We start from the raw sequence: 18978 nt of genomic DNA, 5'->3' as shown, positions 1-18978 counted from the left end.
GCCGATTCATCGACACGTGGTTCATCGACACGTGGTTCAGCGAAGCCGGGCTCAGCGAGACCCGGCGCGACGGAGGAGAGCGCGATGCCTACCGAGACCGAGGTTCTGATCGCCGGGGCGGGGCCCGCCGGGCTGGTGCTGGCCTGCGAGCTGGCGCGGCGGGGTATCGCGCACGTGCTGCTGGAGCGGGACGCCGAGCCGTTCGCGGGTGCGCGGGGCAAGGGGCTCCAGCCGCGGTCGATGGAGGTGCTGGAGGACCTCGGCGTCATCGACCGCGTGGTGGCGCACGGCGGGCGCTATCCGCGGATCCGGATGGAGGTGAGCGGGGAGGTCGTGTTCACGGGGCACATGGCCGAGCCGCGCGAGGCCACCGCGGACGTGCCGTACCCGAACACGTGGATGGTGCCGCAGTGGCGCACGGGGCTGATCCTGCGCGAGCGGCTCGCGGAGCTCGGCGGCGCGGTGACGGCCGGCGCCGAGCTCGTGTCGTTCACCCAGGACTCCTCGGGCGTGACGGCCCTCGTGCGGATCTCCGGACGGGTGCGGGAGATCCGCGCGCGCCACCTCGTCGGCGCCGACGGCGGGCGCAGCACGGTCCGCCGGTGCCTCGGCGTCGCGTTCGTCGGCGAGACCCGCGAAGAGGAGCGGATGCTGCTCGGCGACGTCCGCGCCGAAGGCATCGACCACGACTTCTGGCACATGTTCCAGGGCGAGGGCCAGTCCTACCCGACCGCCCTGTGCCCGCTCGCCGGCACGGACACCTTCCAGCTGATGCTCCCGGTGCCGCCCGGCGTCGAGACGCCCGAGCCGTCCCTGGAGGTGTTCCAGGAGGCCGTGGACGCGGCCGCGGGCGCGGGCAGGATCAAGCTCACCGAGCTGGTGTGGTCCTCGGTCTTCCGGCCGAACATCCGGATGGCCGAGCGCTTCGCCGTCGGCCGGGTCTTCCTCATCGGGGACGCCGCGCACGTGCACTCCCCCGCGGGCGGCCAGGGCCTGAACACGGGCCTCCAGGACGCCTACAACCTCGGGTGGAAGCTCGCGGCCGTGCTGCGCGGCGCCGCTCCGGAGCTGCTGGAGTCCTACGAGGCCGAGCGGCTGCCCGTCGCGGCGAACGTCCTCGGCGTCAGCACGGCCCTGCACGAGAAGGCCGCCAAGGGCGCCGCCGACGCCCACCGCCGCGACGACCCCGAACTCCGGCAACTGATCCTGGGCTACCCGGACAGCCCGCTCACCGTCGAGCACCGCACGGACCCCGCCGAACCGCTCGCCGGCGACCGTGCCCCGGACGCGATCGGCACGGCGAACGGCGCGGCGGTCCGCCTGTTCCCGCTCATCCACACGGGGGCCCCGGTCCTCCTTGCCTTCGGCGAAGGGGCCCGCGGGGTGGCCGAGTCCGTCGCCCCGGGCTTGACCGTCGCCGTCGGCTCGCCCGCCTTCGAAGACGCCGAAGGCACCGCCCACGCCGCCTACGGCGTCACCGAAGGGCACAACGCCCTCTTCGTGCTCCGACCCGACGGCTACATCGGCCTCGCCACCTGCACCCCCTCGCCGACCGAGATCACCGCCTACCTGGCCCGCCTCACCGGGCCCTCCGCCGCCTCACCAGCCTGAACCGGCGGCGCACCGGCCGCCGAGTTCGAGCGGGGCGCGAGGGCGAAGGAGGCCGGGGCCGGATGGAGACAGGCGAAGGCGGGGAAGGCGGGGTCAGTCCTCGTAGCGGCGCCAGCGGCCGGGGGTCCACATCGGGACGATCAGGGCGAAGCCCGCGAGGGCGAAGAAGCCCGAGGTGAGCAGGCCCTGGAGGGCGGCGTCGAGTTCGCCGCCGGGCGGGATCCGGGTGACCAGGCCGGCCGCCTCGGCGGGGTCGACCAGGTACCAGCCGCTCCAGTACAGGTAGGCGACGGCCGGGAAGAGGGAGACGAAGGGGGACGCCCAGCGGGCCATCATGAAGATGCCGAAGAGGAGGCCGACCGCCCCCATCGTGGCGAAGGCGCCGTAGAACTGGGTGGTGTCGGCGATCGTCAGGTCTAGGTGGTTGACCGAGGCGCTCGCCCGCGCGTAGCCCCACGCCATGCCGTAGGCCAGGACAGGGATCAGCAGGATCCCGAGCAGGAAACCGAGCGCGTGCCGCACCGTCACCACCGTCCGTTCCGGGGCGCGTTGGTCGCGCCCCGGAGGACATTGATAACAGGTCGATCACCCAGCTATCCACACTTTCCGGAGAATCCGGACGTCAGTGGGTGACCAGCGGTTTGGACTCTTCCCGTCGTTCGGATACCCGTGGCTGTTCGGATGCCAGCGGCCCCTGGTCGAGGTCGTCGTCCCAATCCACGCGATCATCGTCCTCTTCGGCGCTGTTGGCGACGATCACCGCGACGGGCGGGATCACGCACGCAACGAGTGCCACCACTACGGCGAGCGGGCCGGAGAAGAGGGCCACGATCCACGAGAGCACGAACAGGGCCACGCACGTGCCCATCAGGATCAGGTACCGCCTCTTGCGTACCTCCATAAGCCCACGGTACGCCGCACCCGTCACAGTCGTCCGATGGGAGGTCAAAGACCTGGTCAGGCGACGGGTTCGAGCTCCGACGTGCAGTGCTTGCAGCGGCTCGCCTTGACCGGCACCGGGCTGAGGCAGGCCGGGCAGTCCCGCTCGGCCGCCGCCTCGTTGCGGTCGAGGTAGGACAGCAGCTTCGCCATCGGGGCGACCAGCACGAAGTACACGACGGTCGCCGAGATCACGAACGTGAGCGCGACCGACAGGAACGCCCCGTACGGGAACGGCGTGCTCCCGATCGTGAAGACCAGGTAGTCGAGGTTCGGGTTCCCGCCGACCAGCGCCAGCAGCGGGTCGATGAAGGACTTCACGAACTGGTTCACCAACGAGGTGAACTGCGCGCCCACGACCACCGCGACGGCGAGCTGCACGAGGTTCCCCCGCAGCAGAAACTTCTTCAGACCTTCCATGCTCTCCGGGCTCTCCTTCGTGTGTGGCGGGGTCGTCAGAGGACCGAAGATTAGCGGACGGACACCACCGACCTGCGCGTATCGGGCGCGTTTCGGCCACGGGTTCGCCCGCTCGCACCCGGGACGCCGCCCGGCCAGGGCAGCCACCGGGACAGGGCAGCCGCGCGACTGGGCGGCCGCGGAACGGGTGGGAGGCGCACACCTCAGCGAGGCGGCGGCGCCTGACTCAGCTCGCCGGAGGCGCCTGCCTCAGGCCGGCCGGGGGCCGGTTCAGCCGTCGGCGCCTTCGGTGTCGTGCGGCCGGACGGGGGCGGGGCGCGGGACGAGGTGGACCCAGCGGGCAGGGCGCGGTGGTGGCGGCTGCGGGGTGTCGGCGGGGACCGGGCGCGGCCGGACGTCCTCGCCTGCGGTGGTCTCTTCGCTCTCGGCCATCACTGCACTCCCCCTTCGCCCTCACCCTGCCGGACGGGTACGGGGTCGGGCAAGGGGATAAAAAAGCGGCCGGCGGACGGCCTCCCCACCCCTGGGGGTCGTCCGCCGGCCTCACGGGAGCGGGCCCCCATCCCCATGGGGTCTCGCTCCGGGCGCCGCCTGCAAGGCGGCGAGCTGCGGGTCTTCCCGGTCCTTCCCGGGACCCTTTGGCGGGTCTCGGTTCTGGATCGATTCAGACAAGTTCAGAGTAGCCCCGGTTGTGCCTGGATTCAACGCGGAAATACGATCTCGCGCATGGCACGCGTCACATTGAAGACGATCGCCGACGAGGTCGGCGTGTCGCGGACGACCGTGTCCAACGCGTTCTCGAGGCCGGATCAGCTCAACGCCGAGCTGCGGCGCAGGATCCTGGACACGGCCGAGCGGATGGGCTACGCCGGGCCCGACCCCGCCGCGCGCACCCTGCGCCGTGGCCGGGCCGGAGTCCTCGGCGTGGTGCTCACCGAGGAGATCTCCTACGCCTTCACCGACCCGTACGCGGTGGCGTTCCTGCGCGGGCTCGCCGAGGTGGCCGAGCCGTCCTCCACCAGCCTGCTGCTGATGACCTGGCCCAACGACGCCTCCGCCGAGACCGCGGTCCGGGACGCGATCGTCGACGGGTTCGTGGCGTTCTGCCTCCACGAGGGGCATCCGGCCCTTGAGGCGCTCCGCCAGCGCAGGCTGCCTTACGTGATCGCCGGGGAACCCCGCCTCGAAGGGGTGCCCTTCGTCGGCATCGACGACAGGGCCGCGGCCCGGCGCGTCGCGACCTACCTGCTGAGCCTCGGGCACCGGCGGCTCGGCGTGATCCACCACGGCGTCGCCGAGCCCGACCTCGACGCGGCGGGCACGTCAGGGGCGGTCGCGGCGCGGCTCGCCGGATTCCGCGAGGCGGTCACCGAATACGGGCTCGACTGGGCCGAAGTGGCGGTCGTCCGGACCGTGCACTCCCGCGAGGGCGGCCACACCGCCGCGGGCGAGCTGCTGGCCCTCGACCCGCGCCCCACCGCGATCCTCACCACCACCGACCTGATGGCGCTGGGCGCCCTCCAGGCCGCCGCCGACGCGGGCCTCACCGTCCCCGCCGACCTCTCCGTCACCGGATTCGACGACATCACCGGCGCCGCCGAGGCGGGCCTCACCACCATCCGCCAGCCCAAGACCGAGAAGGGCCGCGCCGTCGGCCGCCTCCTCCTCGACCCTCCCGAGGGCGATCCCCAGGCCGTCCTCATGGGCCATGAGCTGATCATCCGCAACTCCGCCTCCCTGCCCCCCGACTGACCTCAGAAGTGTGCGGCGGCACAGCGGGGGGCGCGGGGCCGTGGCGTACGCTCCGGCCGGAGTACGCCTTGAGCTGGAAAGAGGAGCCATGACGGTCATCACGGGTGCGGTGCTGGAGGTCATCGGGGCGGAGCGGCCTTATGGGCGGTCGCGGCCGATCCGGGTGGGCGAGTTGCGGCTCGATCCGCCGGGGGCCGGCGAGATCCTGGTGCGGATCGAGGCCGCGGGCGTGTGCCACTCGGATCTCTCGGTCGTCAACGGGCACCGGGTGCGCCCGGTGCCGATGCTGCTCGGGCACGAGTCGGCCGGGATCGTCGAGGCCCTCGGCGAGGGGGTGGCCGACCTCGCCGTCGGGCAGCGCGTGGTGATGGCGTTCCTGCCGCGGTGCGGGGAGTGCCGCGCGTGCCGGACCGACGGCCGGATGCCGTGCACGCCGGGCTCGGCCGCCAACGGGGCCGGAACGCTCCTCGGCGGGGCGCGGCGGCTGTCGCGGGACGGGGCCGAGGTGCACCACCACCTGGGCGTCTCCGGCTTCGCCACGCACGCCGTCGTGGACCGCAGGTCCGTCGTCCCGGTCGGCGACGACGTGCCGCCGGACGTCGCGGCGGTGCTCGGCTGCGCGGTGCTCACCGGCGGCGGGGCGCTGCTCAACGCGGCACGGCCCGGCCCCGAGGACACCGTCGCGGTCGTCGGGCTCGGCGGCGTCGGCATGGCGGCCCTGCTGACGGCCCGCGCGCTGGGCGTCGCCCGCGTCGTCGGCGTCGACGCGGTGCCCGCCAAGCTGGCGCGGGCCAGGGAACTGGGCGCGGACGACGCCTTCACCCCGGACGAGGTCCTCGCCACCGGAATCCGCCCCGACATCGTCGTCGAGGCCGCCGGGCACCCCGCCGCCTTCGAGACCGCCGTGAAGATCACCGCACCCGGCGGCACCACGGTCACCGTCGGCCTCCCCGCCCCCGGCGCCACCTCCGCCATCGAGCCCCTCACCCTGACGGCCGAGGCCCGCACCATCATCGGCTCCTACCTCGGCTCCGCCGTCCCCTCCCGCGACATCCCCATCTACGCCGACCTCTGGCGCGAAGGCAAGCTCCCCGTCGAGGAACTCATCTCCTCCCGCATCCCCCTCACCGCCATCAACGAGGCCATGGACCTCCTCGCCGACGGCCTCGCCATCCGCCAAGTGATCGAGTTTCCCCTGTTTGCTGGCCCTACCTCCGGCCCTGGGGGCCTGCGGTAGGGCGGTGATCGGGCGCTTTCGCGCCCTGGGCTGCCCCTTCGGCCCTGGGGGGCCTACGGGGCAGCCCAGGGGCGCCCGATCACGTGAGCGGCCGCGCCTTCGGCGCTCCCTGGAAACAATCCGCGCATGGCCGCGCTTGGCGGTTCGGTGGGGAACGAGCCTCGCGTGGCCACGCTTGGCGGTTCTGTGGGAACGGAACCTCGTGTGGCCGCGTCTGGCGGGGCTTCGTGGCGGCGTTTCGGGGGATCGCTTCTCCGGGTCGGGCGATCTGATCGGAGCCGGGGGTGCCGGGGCACAAGGGTTCTGGGTAAGAATGTGCTTACAACCAGAATCTGATTCGGTGGAGCGCATATGAGTCAGTACGGCATGACCATCGGCGGGGTCAGCGTGAAGGGCGAAGGGCTCTTCGACGTCGTCAATCCCGCGACCGGGCAGGTGCACGCGCAGGCGCCCGACGCCTCGGCCGAGCAGCTCGACGCGGCCTTCGAGGCGGCGCGCGAGGCCTACAAGGGGTGGAAGGACGACCTGGCGGCCCGCCGCGCCGCCCTGCACGCCGCGGGCGACCTGCTCATGGCCAAGGCGCAGGAGCTCGCCCCCGTCCTGACGGCCGAGCAGGGCAAACCGCTCGGCGAGGCCGCCGCGGAGGTGTTCGGCTCGGGCTTCTGGCTGAAGCACCACGCCGACCTGGAGATCCCGCACGACGTCATCCGCGACGACGAGGCGGCCTACGTGGAGGTCGTCCGGCGTCCGATGGGCGTGGTCGCGGCCATCACCCCGTGGAACTTCCCGCTGCTGCTGGCCTGCTGGAAGATCGCCCCGGCGCTGCTCGCGGGCAACACCATGGTGCTGAAGCCGTCGCCGTTCACCCCCATCACCACGCTGGCCGTCGGCGAGCTGCTGCAGGGCGTGCTGCCCGCGGGCGTCCTCAACGTGGTGAGCGGGCGCGACCCGCTCGGCGCGCTCATGACCGCGCACCCGGTGCCCCGCAAGGTGAGCTTCACCGGCAGCGTCGCCACCGGCAAGCGGGTCGCCGCCTCGGCCGCCGCCGACCTCAAGCGGGTCACCCTGGAGCTGGGCGGCAACGATCCGGCGATCGTGCTGCCCGACGCCGACCCCGCGGTCGTCGCGCCGAAGCTGTTCGACCAGGCGTTCCTGAACAACGGCCAGATCTGCTCGGCCATCAAGCGCGTGTACGTGCCCGACAACCTGCACGACGACATCGTCGAGGCCCTCGCGGAGCTGGCGCGCGGCGCCAAGGTCGGCGACGGCACCGCCGAGGGCGTCCGGCTCGGCCCGCTCAACAACGCCCCGCAGCGCGAGCGGGTCGCCGAGCTGGTCGCCGACGCGCTGTCGCGCGGCGCGACCGCGGTCGCCGGCGGCAAGTCCGTCGACGGCCCCGGCTACTTCCACGAGCCGACCATCATCGCGGGTGCGACCGACGGGTTCGCGCTGGTGGACGAGGAGCAGTTCGGCCCGGCCCTGCCCGTCGTGCGCTACTCCTCGGTCGAGGAGGCCGTCGAGCGCGCCAACGGGACCCACTTCGGCCTCGGCGGCTCCGTCTGGAGCGCCGACGAGGACCGGGCCTACGAGGTCGCCTCCGGTCTCGAATGCGGCACCGCCTGGGTGAACACCCACCTCGCCCTGCACCCGGGACAGCCCTTCGGCGGCTTCGGCTGGAGCGGCGTCGGCACCGAAAACGGCCCGTGGGGGCTCGAAGGCTTCACCGAGGTGCAAGTCCGACACCGCGCCAAGGGGTAAGTTCTTGCGTTATGTGGGACGTGTTGCGGCAGGACGACAACGGAAACCAGGTGCGGGTCGCCAGACATCAGACTCGGGTGTCGGCGCTCGCGCAGGTGCTGACGTTCGAGAGCGGCGTTCCGCACAAGCAGATGTACTGGGTCGACGGGCCTGAGACGGCCCAGCTCGCCACCAATCGCGACCTGTACCTGCACCTGCTGCGCATCGGCCGGGACGCCCGTGCGGCGTCCTGGTCGCTGTCGGCGCTGCTGCGGTCGCTGTGGAAGGTCGGCTCCGCGCTGCGCGGCGCCTCCGGGCTGGAGGCCGACCAGGTGGGCGCGCTGTTCAGCGCGGCGGCCGGGTCGCCGCCGCCCGCGTTCGACCCCGCCTGGTCGGCGAAGGACCTGTCCCTGTACGGCGACCCGCTCACCCAGAGCGACTGGGAGAAGGTGCTGCTCTCCCAGATCGCCGACCTCGAGGACTTCGTCGCCTCGCCCGCCCGGCACGTCGACGGCGTGGCGCCCTCCCCGCGTCCCGAAGGCTCGGGCCCACGCGCCAACCCGGCCCGCTGGCGCAACTTCGACCCGGCCGCCTACCTGGAGTGCGCCGTCGCCGGCACGTTCGGCGGCTGGGACGTCGCCGACGGCTCCCGTGTGCCGCGCGACGGCGGCCCATCCGCCTCGCCCGTCCGCGAACTCGACGAGATCCCCTGGCTCGAACTGAGCCGCCTCCTCGTCTGCGGCCAGCTCTTCGCCTGACGTATTGCGGCGACTCCTCGGCGAGATGCCCCGGTTTGACTTACCCTGCGGGAAACCGAGGCGGAGGTGCGAATCCGTTGAGCAAGCCGTCCATCTACCCGGTGGTGCCCTACCGGGACGTCTCCGGGGCCATCGCGTTCCTGTGCGAGGCGCTCGGGTTCGCGCCGCACCTCGTGGTGCGGGACGCGGCGGGACGGGTGCAACACGCCGAACTCACCCTCGACGACGGGGACGGCGGCGGCCTGGTCATGCCGATCGAGTCGGCGGATCCGGCGCCGATGTGGCTGATCGTCCGGGTCGCCGACCTCGACGCGCACCACGCCCGGGCGGTGGCGGCGGGCGCGCGGATGCTGCACGAGCCGCGCGCGACGGGCTACGGCGGGCGCGACTACACGGTGCTGGACCCCGCCGGGCACCACTGGACGATCAGCACCTACGACCCTTACGCGCCGGAGTCCTGAACCGCGTTCTCTCCGACCCAGGCGGCGATCTCCTCGAACACCTCGAAGGACGCCTCCCACGGGGTGCCCGGACGCGGCCAGTGCAGCGCGACGTCGGTGACGCCGGCGTCGGCGTAGGCCTCGTACAACTCGGTGAAGTCGGCGAGCGAGCGGGTCCACGGGTCGGGCGTGAAGCCGGTGAGCAGGAGCCGCCGCAGCGACTTGAAGTCGCGGCCCTCGGTCTCGCAGGTCTCGGCGAGCCAAGCCATCCTGGCGCGGACCGTCTCCAGCGCGGGCCCTTCGGGGCTCTGCGGGTTGGCGATCCAGCCCTGCCCGTACCGCACGGCGAGGCGCATGCCGCGCGGCCCCTCCCCCGCGACGTAGAACGGCGGGCGCGGGCGCTGGACGAGGCCGGGCGCGACGGTGACGTCGCGGGCCGACCAGTACTCACCGCGCAGGGTGACGGGCTCGGAGGGTTCGGGGGCCAGCAGCGCGTCGAGCTGGCCGACCCATTCGGCGTACCGGTCGGCGCGCTTGCGGGGGCTCCACTCCTCGTCGAGGACGTCGCCGTCGGAGGTGTGCGCGGTGCCGCCCGCGCCGACCCCCAGGGTGATCCGGCCGCCGCTGATCCGGTCGAGGGTCTTGACGGCGTGCGCCGTCGGCAGCGGGTGCCGGAAGTTCGGCGAAGTGACGAGGGTGCCCAGCCGGATCGTCGACGTGACGGCCGCGGCCGCCGCGAGCGACGTGTAGGCCTCGTCCCACGGGCTGTGCCCGCGCCAGGCCAGATGGTCGTAGAGCCACCCGGTGTGGAACCCGAGCGCTTCGGCCCGCCGCCACACCTCTGCCATCTCCGGCCACTCCGCGATCGGCCAGAGCACCACCCCGACGTTCATCGACCCATCATCGCAGACCAGAAACCAGAAAAAGATTCAGATTCGGGTGAAACGGGCTTCCTGTCCCTTGTCGCGCCGGTGCGGGCGTCGGACAATGGGTCTGACCACCCCAGAAGACGAAGGAGTCCGGTGATGTCGCAGGAAGAGGAGTTCCTGAACAAGCTGGCGACGGACCTGATCTACCGGTTCCCGCCGAGCTTCCCGACCATCGAGGAAGAGCGGCGGCACCGCAAGGAACGCCTCGCCGTCGCACTGCGGACCTTCGGACGGTTCGGATTCGAGGAAGGCGTCGCCGGGCACATCACCGCCCGCGACCCCGAGCACACCGACATGTTCTGGGTCAACCCGTTCGGAATGTCGTTCAAGCACATCCGGGTCAGCGACCTCATCCTCGTCAACCACCAAGGCCAGGTCGTGGAAGGCCGCTACCCCGTCAACGAGGCCGCGTTCGCCATCCACTCCCAGGTCCACCAGGCCCGGCCCGACGTCGTCGCCGCCGCGCACAGCCACTCCACCCACGGACGGGCCCTGTCGGCACTCGGCCAGAAACTCCAGCCGATCACCCAGGACGCCTGCGCCTTCTACCAGGACCACGGCCTGTTCGACGACTACACCGGCGTCGTCACCGACCTCGAAGAGGGCAAGCGGATCGCCGCGGCCCTCGGCGACACCAAAGCCGTCATCCTGCGCAACCACGGCCTCCTGACCGTCGGCGACACCGTCGACGCCGCCGCCTGGTGGTTCGTCACCATGGAACGCTCATGCCAGGTGCAACTCCTCGCCCAGGCCGCCGGCACCCCCGTCCCCATCGAGCACGAGAACGCCGTCCTCACCCAGGGCCAACTCGGCAACGACCTCGTCGGCTGGGTCAACTACCAGCCCATCGCCGACCAGACCATCCGCGAGAACCCGGACCTGTTCGACTAGCGCCGGCTGTGTCTTTCTGCCGCGCCTCCGGCGCGGCGGTGATCGGGCGCTTGAGATCCCTGGGCTGCCCCTCCGGCCCCGGGGGGCCTACGAGGCAGCCCAGGGGCGCCCGATCACGAGGAATCGGGGGATCCTCGGCTTCGGCCTTTAGGACCTACGGGGCGGCCCAAGGATGCTTTGTCGCGCGTCGCCGCGCCTTCGGCGCTTCCTGGGAGGGCTTTCAGCCCCGCACGCGGGCGAGGGTTTCCAGGGGGTCGGTGAGGACGTCGCTGAAGGCCAGTTCGGCGGCTCCCATCAGGGTGGCCTCCTCGCCCAGGGCCGAGGTGCGCAGGCGGACGGACTCGCGGGCGGCGGTGAGGCCGTCGATGGCGAGCCGGCTGCGCACCTGGGCTGCGGCGCCCATGTAGATCTCGCGGAGCACCCCGCCGAAGATCACCATCGACGGGTTGAAGATGTTGATGAGGTTGGCGACGCCGTAGCCGAGCCAGTCGCCGACCTGGTGCAGCGCGTCGCGGGCGCTGGCGTCGCCGCGATCGGCGGCGTCCACGATCCGCTCGACCGCCCGGCGGCCCGCCGCGCCCTCGCCGGAGCGGCCCGCGAGCGCGATGAGCGCGAGCTCGCCCGCCTCGGACTCCAGGCAGCCGCGCGATCCGCAGCCGCACGGCCGCCCGCCCGGGTTGACGACCATGTGGCCGATCTCGCCGCCGTAGCCGCCCTCGCCGCCGAGCAGCCGCCCGCCGACGATGACGCCGCCGCCGATCCCGACGTCGCCGTGCAGGTAGATGATGTCGTCGAGGCCCGCGCCCGCGCCGCGGGCGCGCTCGGCAAGGGCCGCGAGGTTGGCGTCGTTGCCCACGCAGACGCGCAGGCCCAACGCCATCCGGCGGGTCAGCTCGGTGCCGAGCGGCACGTCGACCCAGCCGATGTTCGGGCCGTGCCGGACGACGCCGTCCTCCTGCCGGACGATGCCGGAGAAGGCGACGCCGACGCCCACGCACAGCGCGCCGTCCTCGGCGTCGCGCACGAGGCGCCGGCCGGTGGCCGCGAGCGCGGCGATGACGTCGTCGGCGTCATGGGATCCGCCGGACCGGACATCGGCACGGTCCAAGACCGTGCCGCCGAGCCCGACTCTGGCGACGACGAGCCGGTCCGCGCCGACGTCCAGAGCGAGGACGTAGACGCGGTCCGACTCGGGCCGGACGACCAGTGAAGGCCGCCCGGCCTTGCGGGTCGTCTTGGGCAGTTCCTCGGTCACCAGGCCCGCGGCCGTCAGATCCGAGGTCAGCGCCATGATGGTGCTGCGGTTGAGGCCCATCCGCTCGGCCAGCGCCGCACGCGACGCCGGACCGGACAGATGGACGTGCCTGAGCAGAGTCCCCAGATTGTGCCGGCGGATCTCCTCGGGTGAGGGCGCGGCTCGCATGGGGGGTCCTTACGGGGAGGGGCGGACGCTGGTCACCGTGACGACAGTGAGCGCCGTCTGGACAGGGCGTCGACGCCCGCCGCCAGCAGCAGCACCAATCCTGTCACGATGAACTTCGTGCCCGCGCTGTACCCCATGAGGCCCATGCCGTTGTCGATGACGGCGATGACCATGCCGCCGAGGATTGCGTCGAGCATCCGGCCCCGGCCGCCGAAGAGGCTGGTGCCGCCGATGACCGCCGCACCGACCGCCTTGAGCAGCACGTCGCTGCCGCCGGTGTTCGGGTCGACGGAGTTCGCGCGGGACGCGGCGATGATGCCGCCGACGGCCGCCATCGCCGAGCACAGCACGAACGCGATGATCTTGATCCGGTCGACGTTGATGCCCGCGCGGCGGGCCGCCTCCTGGTTGCCGCCGACCGCGTAGATGTGCCGGCCGAAGGACGTCCGGTTCAGCAGGAACGTGAAGACGACGAGCAGGATCAGGATGATCGGCACGACGATCGGCATGCCCTTGAGGGATGCGAACGCGGGGTTCCGGCTGCGCTCCATGCTGAGGAAGTAGACGCCGATGCCGCAGACGACGGCGAGGCCGCCGACCTTGAACAGCACGGTCGTCAGGCTCTGGCCGACGAGGCCGCGCGCCTTGCGGGTGCGGAACTGGAGGAACTGGACGGCCGCGAAGCCGAGGATCCCGACCGCGAAGATGGCCCAGCCCAGGGTGATCGGCACGTTGTCGTTGGAGACCGACAGGATCGTCTTGTCGGTGATGGAGATGTTGGTGCCGTTGTCCATGATCTTCAGCGCCACGCCCTGGAGGGCGAGGAACGCCGCGAGCGTCACGACGAACGACGGGATCCCGATCTTCACCACGATCGTGCCGAGCAGGGTGCCGATGAGGGCGCCGACGACGAGCGCGGCGCCGACCGAGGCGTACCAGGGCCAGCCGTGCTGGGTGAGGGTCACCGCGAGCACCGCCGCGCAGACGCCGCTGGTGAAGCCCGCCGACAGGTCGATCTCGCCGAGCAGCAGGACGAAGACCAGGCCCATCGCGATGACGATGCCCGCCGCGCCCTGCGTGAACAGGTTCGCGAGGTTGCCCGTGCTCATGAAGGTCGGCTGCGCGACCCAGAAGAAGACGCAGAGGGCGACGAGGGCGATCAGCGCGGGCAGCGCGCCCATGTCGCCGCCCTTGACCCGCCCGAGGTAGGAACCGACCATCTCCTGCACCGGGGACCCGGTGCTCTCCTCGGCCGGCCGCTTGGTGACTACGGCGCTCATGCCTTGGCTCCGTTCCCGTTGGCCGCCAGGCCGAGGTCGCCGCTGCGGCCCGCGGTGATGAGCTCGACGACCTGCGCGTGCGTGACGTCGCGGGTCTTGACCTGGGCCGCCATCCGGCCGAGGTAGAGGGCGGCGATCCGGTCGGACACCGCGAAGACGTCGTTCATGTTGTGCGAGATGAGCACGACGGCAAGGCCCTTGTCGGCCAGGCGGCGCACCAGCTCCAGCACCTGCTGGGTCTGCGCGACGCCGAGCGCGGCGGTCGGCTCGTCGAGGATGACGACCTTGCTGTTCCACAGCACGGCCTTGGCGATCGCGACGGTCTGCCGCTGCCCGCCGGACAGGCTGGACACCTGCTGCCGGACGGACTTGACGGTCCGGACGGACAGGCCGGCGAGCGTCTCGGCCGCCAGCTCCTCCATCGCGAACTCGTCGAGGATGATGCCCTTCTTCTTCTCGCGGCCCAGGAACATGTTCTGGACGATGTCCAGGTTGTCCGCGAGCGCGAGGTCCTGGTAGACGATCTCGACGCCCAGTGCTGCCGCGTCCCGAGGGCTGTGGACGTGCACGGGGGCGCCCTCGAAGAGGTACTCGCCGGAGTCGATGGGGTGGATGCCGCCGATGCACTTCACCAGCGTGGACTTGCCCGCACCGTTGTCGCCGACCAGCGCGGTCACCTCACCCTGGTGCACCTCGAAGTCGACGCCGTGCAGTACCTGGACGGGACCGAAGCTCTTGTCGATCCCACGCAGTTCGATCACCGGCCGTGCGGCCTGGTTCTCAGACGCGGTCATGGGGGTCTCCTCACATGGGCCCCGGCCGCCCTTCACGGGCGGCCGGGGCGATGCCGGTCGGCTGCTACTGGATGCCAGCCTCGGTGCACGCCTTGGCGAAGTCACCGGTGCAGAGCTCTTCCTTGGTCACGAAGCCGTCCGTGACGACGTCCTTGACGTTGTCCTTGAAGATGGCCTGCGGCTCCAGCAGGACCGAGGGGACCTCGGCGCCGGTCTCGGAGTCCTTGGTGGTGCCGTTGGTGGTGCCCTTCTCGCCCTTGGCGAGCGCGATGGCCAGGCCGGCGGCCGCGTCGGCCTCCTTCTTGATGGCCTTGTAGACCGTCATGCACTGGTCGCCGACGAGGATGTTCTGCAGGCCCTGGACGGTGGCGTCCTGGCCGGTCACCGGGACCTGGCCGTTCAGCTTCTGCTTCTTCAGCACCGCGATGGCCGCGTTGCCGAGGCCGTCGTTGGCGGCGAGGACGCCGCCGATCTTCGGCTCGCTGGTCAGCATCTGCTCGAAGATGGTGCCGGCCTTGGTGTTGTCCCAGTCCGGGACCGACTGGTCCGGGCCCTTGGTGTAGTCACCGGAGTCGTACTTGGCCTTGAGGACGCCGTCGTAGCCGTTCTTGAACAGGGTGGCGTTGTTGTCGGTCGGCGAGCCGTTGAGCTCGGCGATGATCGGCTTGTCGGCCTTCATGTCGGTGAGGCACTTGACGAGGCCCTCGCCCTGGAGCTTGCCCACGGCGGTGTTGTCGAAGGACACGTAGTACTCGGCGCCGCCGCCGAGGGTGAGGCGGTCGTAGTCGATGACCGCGACACCCTGGGACTTGGCCTTCTCGATGACGGCCTTGCCGGTGCCGGAGTCCAGGTTCACGATCAGCAGGACGGTCGCGCCGTTCGTGATCATCTGGTCGGCGATGGTCTGGAACGCGGACTTGTCGCCCTGCGCGTTCTGGATGTCGGACTCGACCCCGGCGGCGTCGAACGCCTCCTTGAGGTACTTGCGGTCCGCGCCCTCCCAGCGGGCGGAGGACTTGCTGTCGGGCAGGATGACGCCGATCTTGCCCGCGGCCTTGTCGCCGCCGGCGGGGGCGGTGGTGTCGGCGCTGTCGTCGCCGCATGCCGCGACGGTGGTGCTGAAGAGGGCCAGGGTGGCGGTCAGAGCGAGGATCCCCTTGCGCATGATGCGTGGGTCCTTTCGAGGGGAAGGCACCGGAGAGGGCCGGGCCTGGGGGATATGGGGTGGGTTCAGCGCTGAACCAGATGTCCGTCCCGGATCGCGGGCTTTCGACCTGGTTTGAATGTTGTTTGCTGCAACTTAATCCACCGAGACGCTCCTCACAACCACCCGAACCCATGATTTTGTTGTCTGAGATAACAATCAGGAAACCCGCCCGTTACCTGCAAGGACATGGTCTAGACCAGGCAAAACACCCGAAACAACCAAAACCGCCGCCCCCGCAGGGGGACGGCGGTCTGCCATCACGCGTTCGCACGATCCCGATGCCGGACCATGCGAACGCGCGTCAGGGGCGGGTGGGAGGGCCTGCGGCGGGGCGGTCCTCCAGGGTGGCGAGGGCGCGGGCTATGGCGGTGTCCAGTTGGGGGTCGCGGCCGTTGACCCAGTCCTCGGGGGTCATGACGACCTCCAGGTCGGGGTCGACGCCGTGGTTCTCCAGGCCCCAGCCGTGGTCGTCGAACCAGGTGGCGTACTTGGGGACGGTGACGGCGGTGCCGTCGGCCAGGCGGTGCCAGCCGTCGATGCCGATGACGCCGCCCCAGGTGCGGGTGCCGACGACCTCGCCGAGGCCCAGGGTCTTGATCGCGGCGGAGATGATGTCGCCGTCGGAGCCCGCCCGCTCGTCCACGACCGCGACGATCGGGCCGCGCGGGGCGTTCTCCGGGTAGGGCGAGGCCTGCTTGCCGCGCGGGACGTCCCAGCCGATGACGCGCCGGGCGAGCTTCTCCACCACGAGCTGCGAGGTGTGCCCGCCGCGGTTGCCGCGCAGGTCCACCACGATGCCCTCGCGGGCCATCTCGACCCTCAGGTCGCGGTGCAGCTGCGCCCAGCCGAAACCGACCATGTCGGGGATGTGCAGGTAGCCCAGGCGGCCTCCGGACGCCTCACGGACGTGCCTGCGCCGCTCGGTGACCCAGTCCTGGTAGCGCAGCCGCTCGTCGTCGCCGAGCGGCACCACCGCGACGCGGCGCGGCGCGCCGCCGTCGCGCGGGCCGATCGTCAGCTCCACCGGCGCGTCGGCCATGCCCGCGAGCAGCGGGCCGGGGCCCGTCACCGGGTCGACCGGGCGGCCGTCGATCTCCAGCAGGACGTCGTCGGGGCGCACCACGATGCCGGGCGCGGCCAGCGGGGCACGGGCGCGCGGGTCCGACGACTCTCCCGGCAGGATCCGGGTGAACCGCCAGATGTCACCGTCGCGGCGCAGGTCGGCGCCGAGCATGCCGAGCCACTCGCCCTCGCTGCGGTAGCGCGCGCGGGCCACGTAGGCGTGGGAGGTGCCGAGCTCTCCGAAGACCTCCCACAGGAGGTCGGCGAAGTCGTCGGGGGTCGCGACCCGCTCCAGCAGCGGCCGGTAGCGCTCCTGGACGTCGCTCCAGCCGAGCGCGTCGAGCGCGGCCTCGCTCCAGAACTCGTGCCGGACCAGCCGCCCTGCCTCGGCGAACGCCAGCGCCCAGCGCGCGGCGGGGTCGAACACCGTGCGGGCCTTGGCCAGGTCCACCTTGACCGCGTCGTCGTCGGAGCCCGACGACGACGGCACCACCCGCAGCCGCCCCCGGTCCCGCACGACGAGGCGCTCGCCGTCGCCGCTGACGGCGTAGCCGTCGATCGGGTCGATGATCTCCTCGCACTTGCGGGTGCCGAGGTCGAACCGCTCCAGGCTGGGCCGCAGCGGGGCCGCGTCCGGCTGCGGGCCGCTCTCCCCGAGCGAGCCCGACAGCGGCAGCTTCAGCCACACCACGCCGCCCTTGACGGCGCTCATCCCGTCGTACCGGGAGGCCTCCACCGGGAACGGGACGACCCGGGCGGCCAGCCCTTCGAGGTCGACGCCCACGTGGTTGTCGTCCTTGTCGTCGCCCTTGTCGTCGTCCGAGCCGTTCGGCGAGCGGCCCTCGACGGACGGGGCGAAGGGCGACGGGGTCCCTGCGGCCAGCGGCACCAGGTAGGGCCGGCAGCCGAACGGGAACGACAGGTCGAACACGTGCTGGTCGTAGACCGGATCGAAGCCCCGCCACGACAGGAACGCCAGGAACTTCCCGTCCTGGGTGAAGCAGGGCGAGGTGTCCTCGAAGCGCCCGTCGGTGACGTCCACGATGGTCCGGTCGCCGAGCCGGGCGAGCCGGACGCGGCGCAGCGGGTCGGCGGTCGGCTCGGACCAGGCCAGCCAGCCGGAGTCCGGCGAGAACACCGGGTCCTCGATCGGGCCGGCGGCCGAGACCGCAAGTTCCACGGCCTCGCCCGACTCGATCTCCACGAGCAGGAGCCGACCGTCGCGGGTGGTCACCGCGACGGTCTTGCCGTCGGGGGCCGACACGAGGTCCGTGGCCCAGCCGAGGCGGCCCGCGGCCAGGCGGCGCGGAGTCTGGCCCGGCTCCAGGCCGCCGAGCGGGGCGATCTCCAGCGCGTCGCCGGGCAGGTCGGTGCCCGCGTCGATGATCCAGGCGACGCCCGCGTCGTCGCCGAGGACGGTGGGAAGCCTCGCGCGGGCTCCGGGATCGGCGGCCAGCGCGCGGGCGGGGCCGTCGCGGTGGGTCACCCAGTGGATCGTCCCGGCGACCTCGACGGCGCTCGCGCGGCCCGTGGCGTCGCAGGAGAAGCCGCCGAGGCTGTCCTCGCCGGTGATCTGGTAGGGCCGCCGGGCCGTGCCGGAGCCGCCCAGGACGACCTCCAGGGGCCGCGCCTCGGCCGACTCCAGGTCCTCCACGAGCCACAGGCGGCCCGCGCTGGAGTAGACGACCCGGTCGCCGTCGGTGGAGGCGTGCCGGGCGTAGAAGCCGTGCCGCTCGCCCGCCGGGCCGTGCCGGCGCAGGTCCGCACCGTCGAACAGGCAGGAGTACAGCGCGCCGACGCCGTCGTGGTCGGACAGGAACGCGACGCGCTCGCCGACGATCATGACGCAATCGAGGTGGCCGCCGAGATCGGCGAGGACGCGGGTGAAGTGCCGCTCCTCCAGGCTGAGGGGGCCGTCGGCCTCGGTCCGGTACTCGGCGGGGGCGACCGCCGCGCCCGTCCACAGCCTTCCGGTGCCGCCGCCCCGGTAGCGCTTCCAGCGCGCGGGCTCGCTGGCCCCGCCGGTGATCAGCGCGGCCCGCTCCGACCGGTGCGCCCCCGCCAGGGCCATGTCCTCGACGGGCCCGTAGGGCAGGCGCGCGGCCGTGCTGCCGTCGACGGGGACGGCGTAGGCCCAGGTGAAGTGCGAGAAGGGCTGGCCGACGGAGCTGGTCGCCAGGACCCTGCCGCCCGGAGTCCAGCCGCGCACCCGGGTCGTGGGCGAGCCCCAGTAGGTGATCCGCTCCCCCACCCCGCCGTCGGTGGGCGCCAGATGGACCTCGGGATCGCCGTCCCGCCAGCTCGTCCAGGCGATCTTGCCGCCGTCGGCGGACAGCCGCGGATGGCTGACCGGCGCCCGGTCGGCGCTCAGCCGCCAGGCGCGGCCCCCGTCAAGGCCCGCGAGCCACACGTCGTCTTCGGCGACGAACGTAAGGAGGTCCCCCCGCAGATGCGGATACCTCAGATACTCACCCGAAGTCACCCGTCCATCGTAGATC

At 72.0% G+C, this 18978-nt stretch carries 17 protein-coding genes; 7 read left to right on the top strand and 10 right to left on the bottom strand.

Annotated features, from left to right (window positions below; translation table 11 throughout):
• Positions 1–84 precede the first annotated feature (84 nt).
• Complete coding sequence (locus ACYVOM_RS30140) at positions 85–1611, top strand: FAD-dependent monooxygenase (RefSeq protein ID WP_460306928.1); 1527 nt, start codon at positions 85–87, stop codon at positions 1609–1611.
• A gap of 93 nt (positions 1612–1704) precedes the next feature.
• Here the strand turns inward: ACYVOM_RS30140 and ACYVOM_RS30135 are convergent, their stop codons facing one another.
• From ACYVOM_RS30135 to ACYVOM_RS30120, 4 genes are all read right to left on the bottom strand, one after another.
• Positions 1705–2133 (bottom strand): hypothetical protein, encoded by a 429-nt coding sequence (locus ACYVOM_RS30135; RefSeq protein WP_460306927.1) that lies wholly within the window; start codon positions 2131–2133, stop codon positions 1705–1707.
• 100 nt (positions 2134–2233) lie between these two features.
• Complete coding sequence (locus tag ACYVOM_RS30130; RefSeq protein WP_460306926.1) at positions 2234–2512, bottom strand: DUF3099 domain-containing protein; 279 nt, start codon at positions 2510–2512, stop codon at positions 2234–2236.
• Positions 2513–2568: 56 nt separating this feature from the next.
• Positions 2569–2970, bottom strand: a complete 402-nt coding sequence (locus tag ACYVOM_RS30125) for an MscL family protein (RefSeq protein ID WP_460306925.1) — start codon at positions 2968–2970, stop codon at positions 2569–2571.
• A gap of 270 nt (positions 2971–3240) precedes the next feature.
• Positions 3241–3402 carry a hypothetical protein gene (locus ACYVOM_RS30120; protein WP_460306924.1) on the bottom strand — a complete coding sequence of 54 codons (162 nt, stop codon included), beginning with the start codon at positions 3400–3402 and terminating at the stop codon, positions 3241–3243.
• Between the two features lie 294 nt (positions 3403–3696).
• Between ACYVOM_RS30120 and ACYVOM_RS30115 the strand changes: the two genes are divergently transcribed.
• From ACYVOM_RS30115 to ACYVOM_RS30095, 5 genes are all read left to right on the top strand, one after another.
• Positions 3697–4722 carry a LacI family DNA-binding transcriptional regulator gene (locus tag ACYVOM_RS30115; protein ID WP_460306923.1) on the top strand — a complete coding sequence of 342 codons (1026 nt, stop codon included), beginning with the start codon at positions 3697–3699 and terminating at the stop codon, positions 4720–4722.
• A gap of 88 nt (positions 4723–4810) precedes the next feature.
• Positions 4811–5959 carry an alcohol dehydrogenase catalytic domain-containing protein gene (locus ACYVOM_RS30110; protein WP_460306922.1) on the top strand — a complete coding sequence of 383 codons (1149 nt, stop codon included), beginning with the start codon at positions 4811–4813 and terminating at the stop codon, positions 5957–5959.
• A 351-nt stretch (positions 5960–6310) separates the two neighbouring features.
• Complete coding sequence (locus ACYVOM_RS30105) at positions 6311–7717, top strand: aldehyde dehydrogenase family protein (RefSeq protein ID WP_460306921.1); 1407 nt, start codon at positions 6311–6313, stop codon at positions 7715–7717.
• A gap of 11 nt (positions 7718–7728) precedes the next feature.
• The gene (locus ACYVOM_RS30100) at positions 7729–8454 is read left to right on the top strand and encodes a hypothetical protein (protein ID WP_460306920.1); all 726 of its coding nucleotides are present in this window, start codon (positions 7729–7731) and stop codon (positions 8452–8454) included.
• A gap of 77 nt (positions 8455–8531) precedes the next feature.
• Positions 8532–8915, top strand: a complete 384-nt coding sequence (locus ACYVOM_RS30095; protein WP_460306919.1) for a VOC family protein — start codon at positions 8532–8534, stop codon at positions 8913–8915.
• On the opposite strand, the gene ACYVOM_RS30090 is transcribed toward ACYVOM_RS30095, so the two are convergent.
• Complete coding sequence (locus ACYVOM_RS30090) at positions 8897–9787, bottom strand: LLM class flavin-dependent oxidoreductase (protein ID WP_460306918.1); 891 nt, start codon at positions 9785–9787, stop codon at positions 8897–8899. The genes ACYVOM_RS30095 and ACYVOM_RS30090 overlap by 19 nt on opposite strands.
• Before the next feature lie 132 nt (positions 9788–9919).
• On the opposite strand from ACYVOM_RS30090, the gene ACYVOM_RS30085 reads away from it, so the two are divergent.
• Entirely contained in the window at positions 9920–10714 is a 795-nt protein-coding gene (locus tag ACYVOM_RS30085; RefSeq protein ID WP_460306917.1) for a class II aldolase/adducin family protein, read from the top strand.
• Positions 10715–10934: 220 nt separating this feature from the next.
• Here ACYVOM_RS30085 and ACYVOM_RS30080 read toward each other — a convergent pair whose 3' ends face one another.
• The 5 genes from ACYVOM_RS30080 to ACYVOM_RS30060 form a co-directional block, all read right to left on the bottom strand.
• Positions 10935–12137, bottom strand: a complete 1203-nt coding sequence (locus tag ACYVOM_RS30080) for an ROK family protein (protein WP_460306916.1) — start codon at positions 12135–12137, stop codon at positions 10935–10937.
• Between the two features lie 32 nt (positions 12138–12169).
• Complete coding sequence (locus ACYVOM_RS30075; protein WP_460306915.1) at positions 12170–13417, bottom strand: sugar ABC transporter permease; 1248 nt, start codon at positions 13415–13417, stop codon at positions 12170–12172.
• A complete protein-coding gene (locus tag ACYVOM_RS30070) occupies positions 13414–14211 on the bottom strand; it encodes an ATP-binding cassette domain-containing protein (RefSeq protein ID WP_460306914.1) in 798 nt (265 codons plus the stop codon). The genes ACYVOM_RS30075 and ACYVOM_RS30070 overlap by 4 nt, the downstream gene beginning before the upstream one ends.
• A 64-nt stretch (positions 14212–14275) precedes the next feature.
• Positions 14276–15376: a sugar ABC transporter substrate-binding protein gene (locus ACYVOM_RS30065; protein ID WP_460306913.1), complete on the bottom strand. Its 1101-nt coding sequence runs from the start codon at positions 15374–15376 to the stop codon at positions 14276–14278.
• A 343-nt stretch (positions 15377–15719) separates the two neighbouring features.
• Complete coding sequence (locus ACYVOM_RS30060; RefSeq protein WP_460306912.1) at positions 15720–18962, bottom strand: S41 family peptidase; 3243 nt, start codon at positions 18960–18962, stop codon at positions 15720–15722.
• Positions 18963–18978: the final 16 nt, after the last annotated feature.

Source organism: Actinocorallia aurea (genome assembly GCF_054783995.1).
This window is presented reverse-complemented; position numbering and strand designations above follow the sequence as displayed.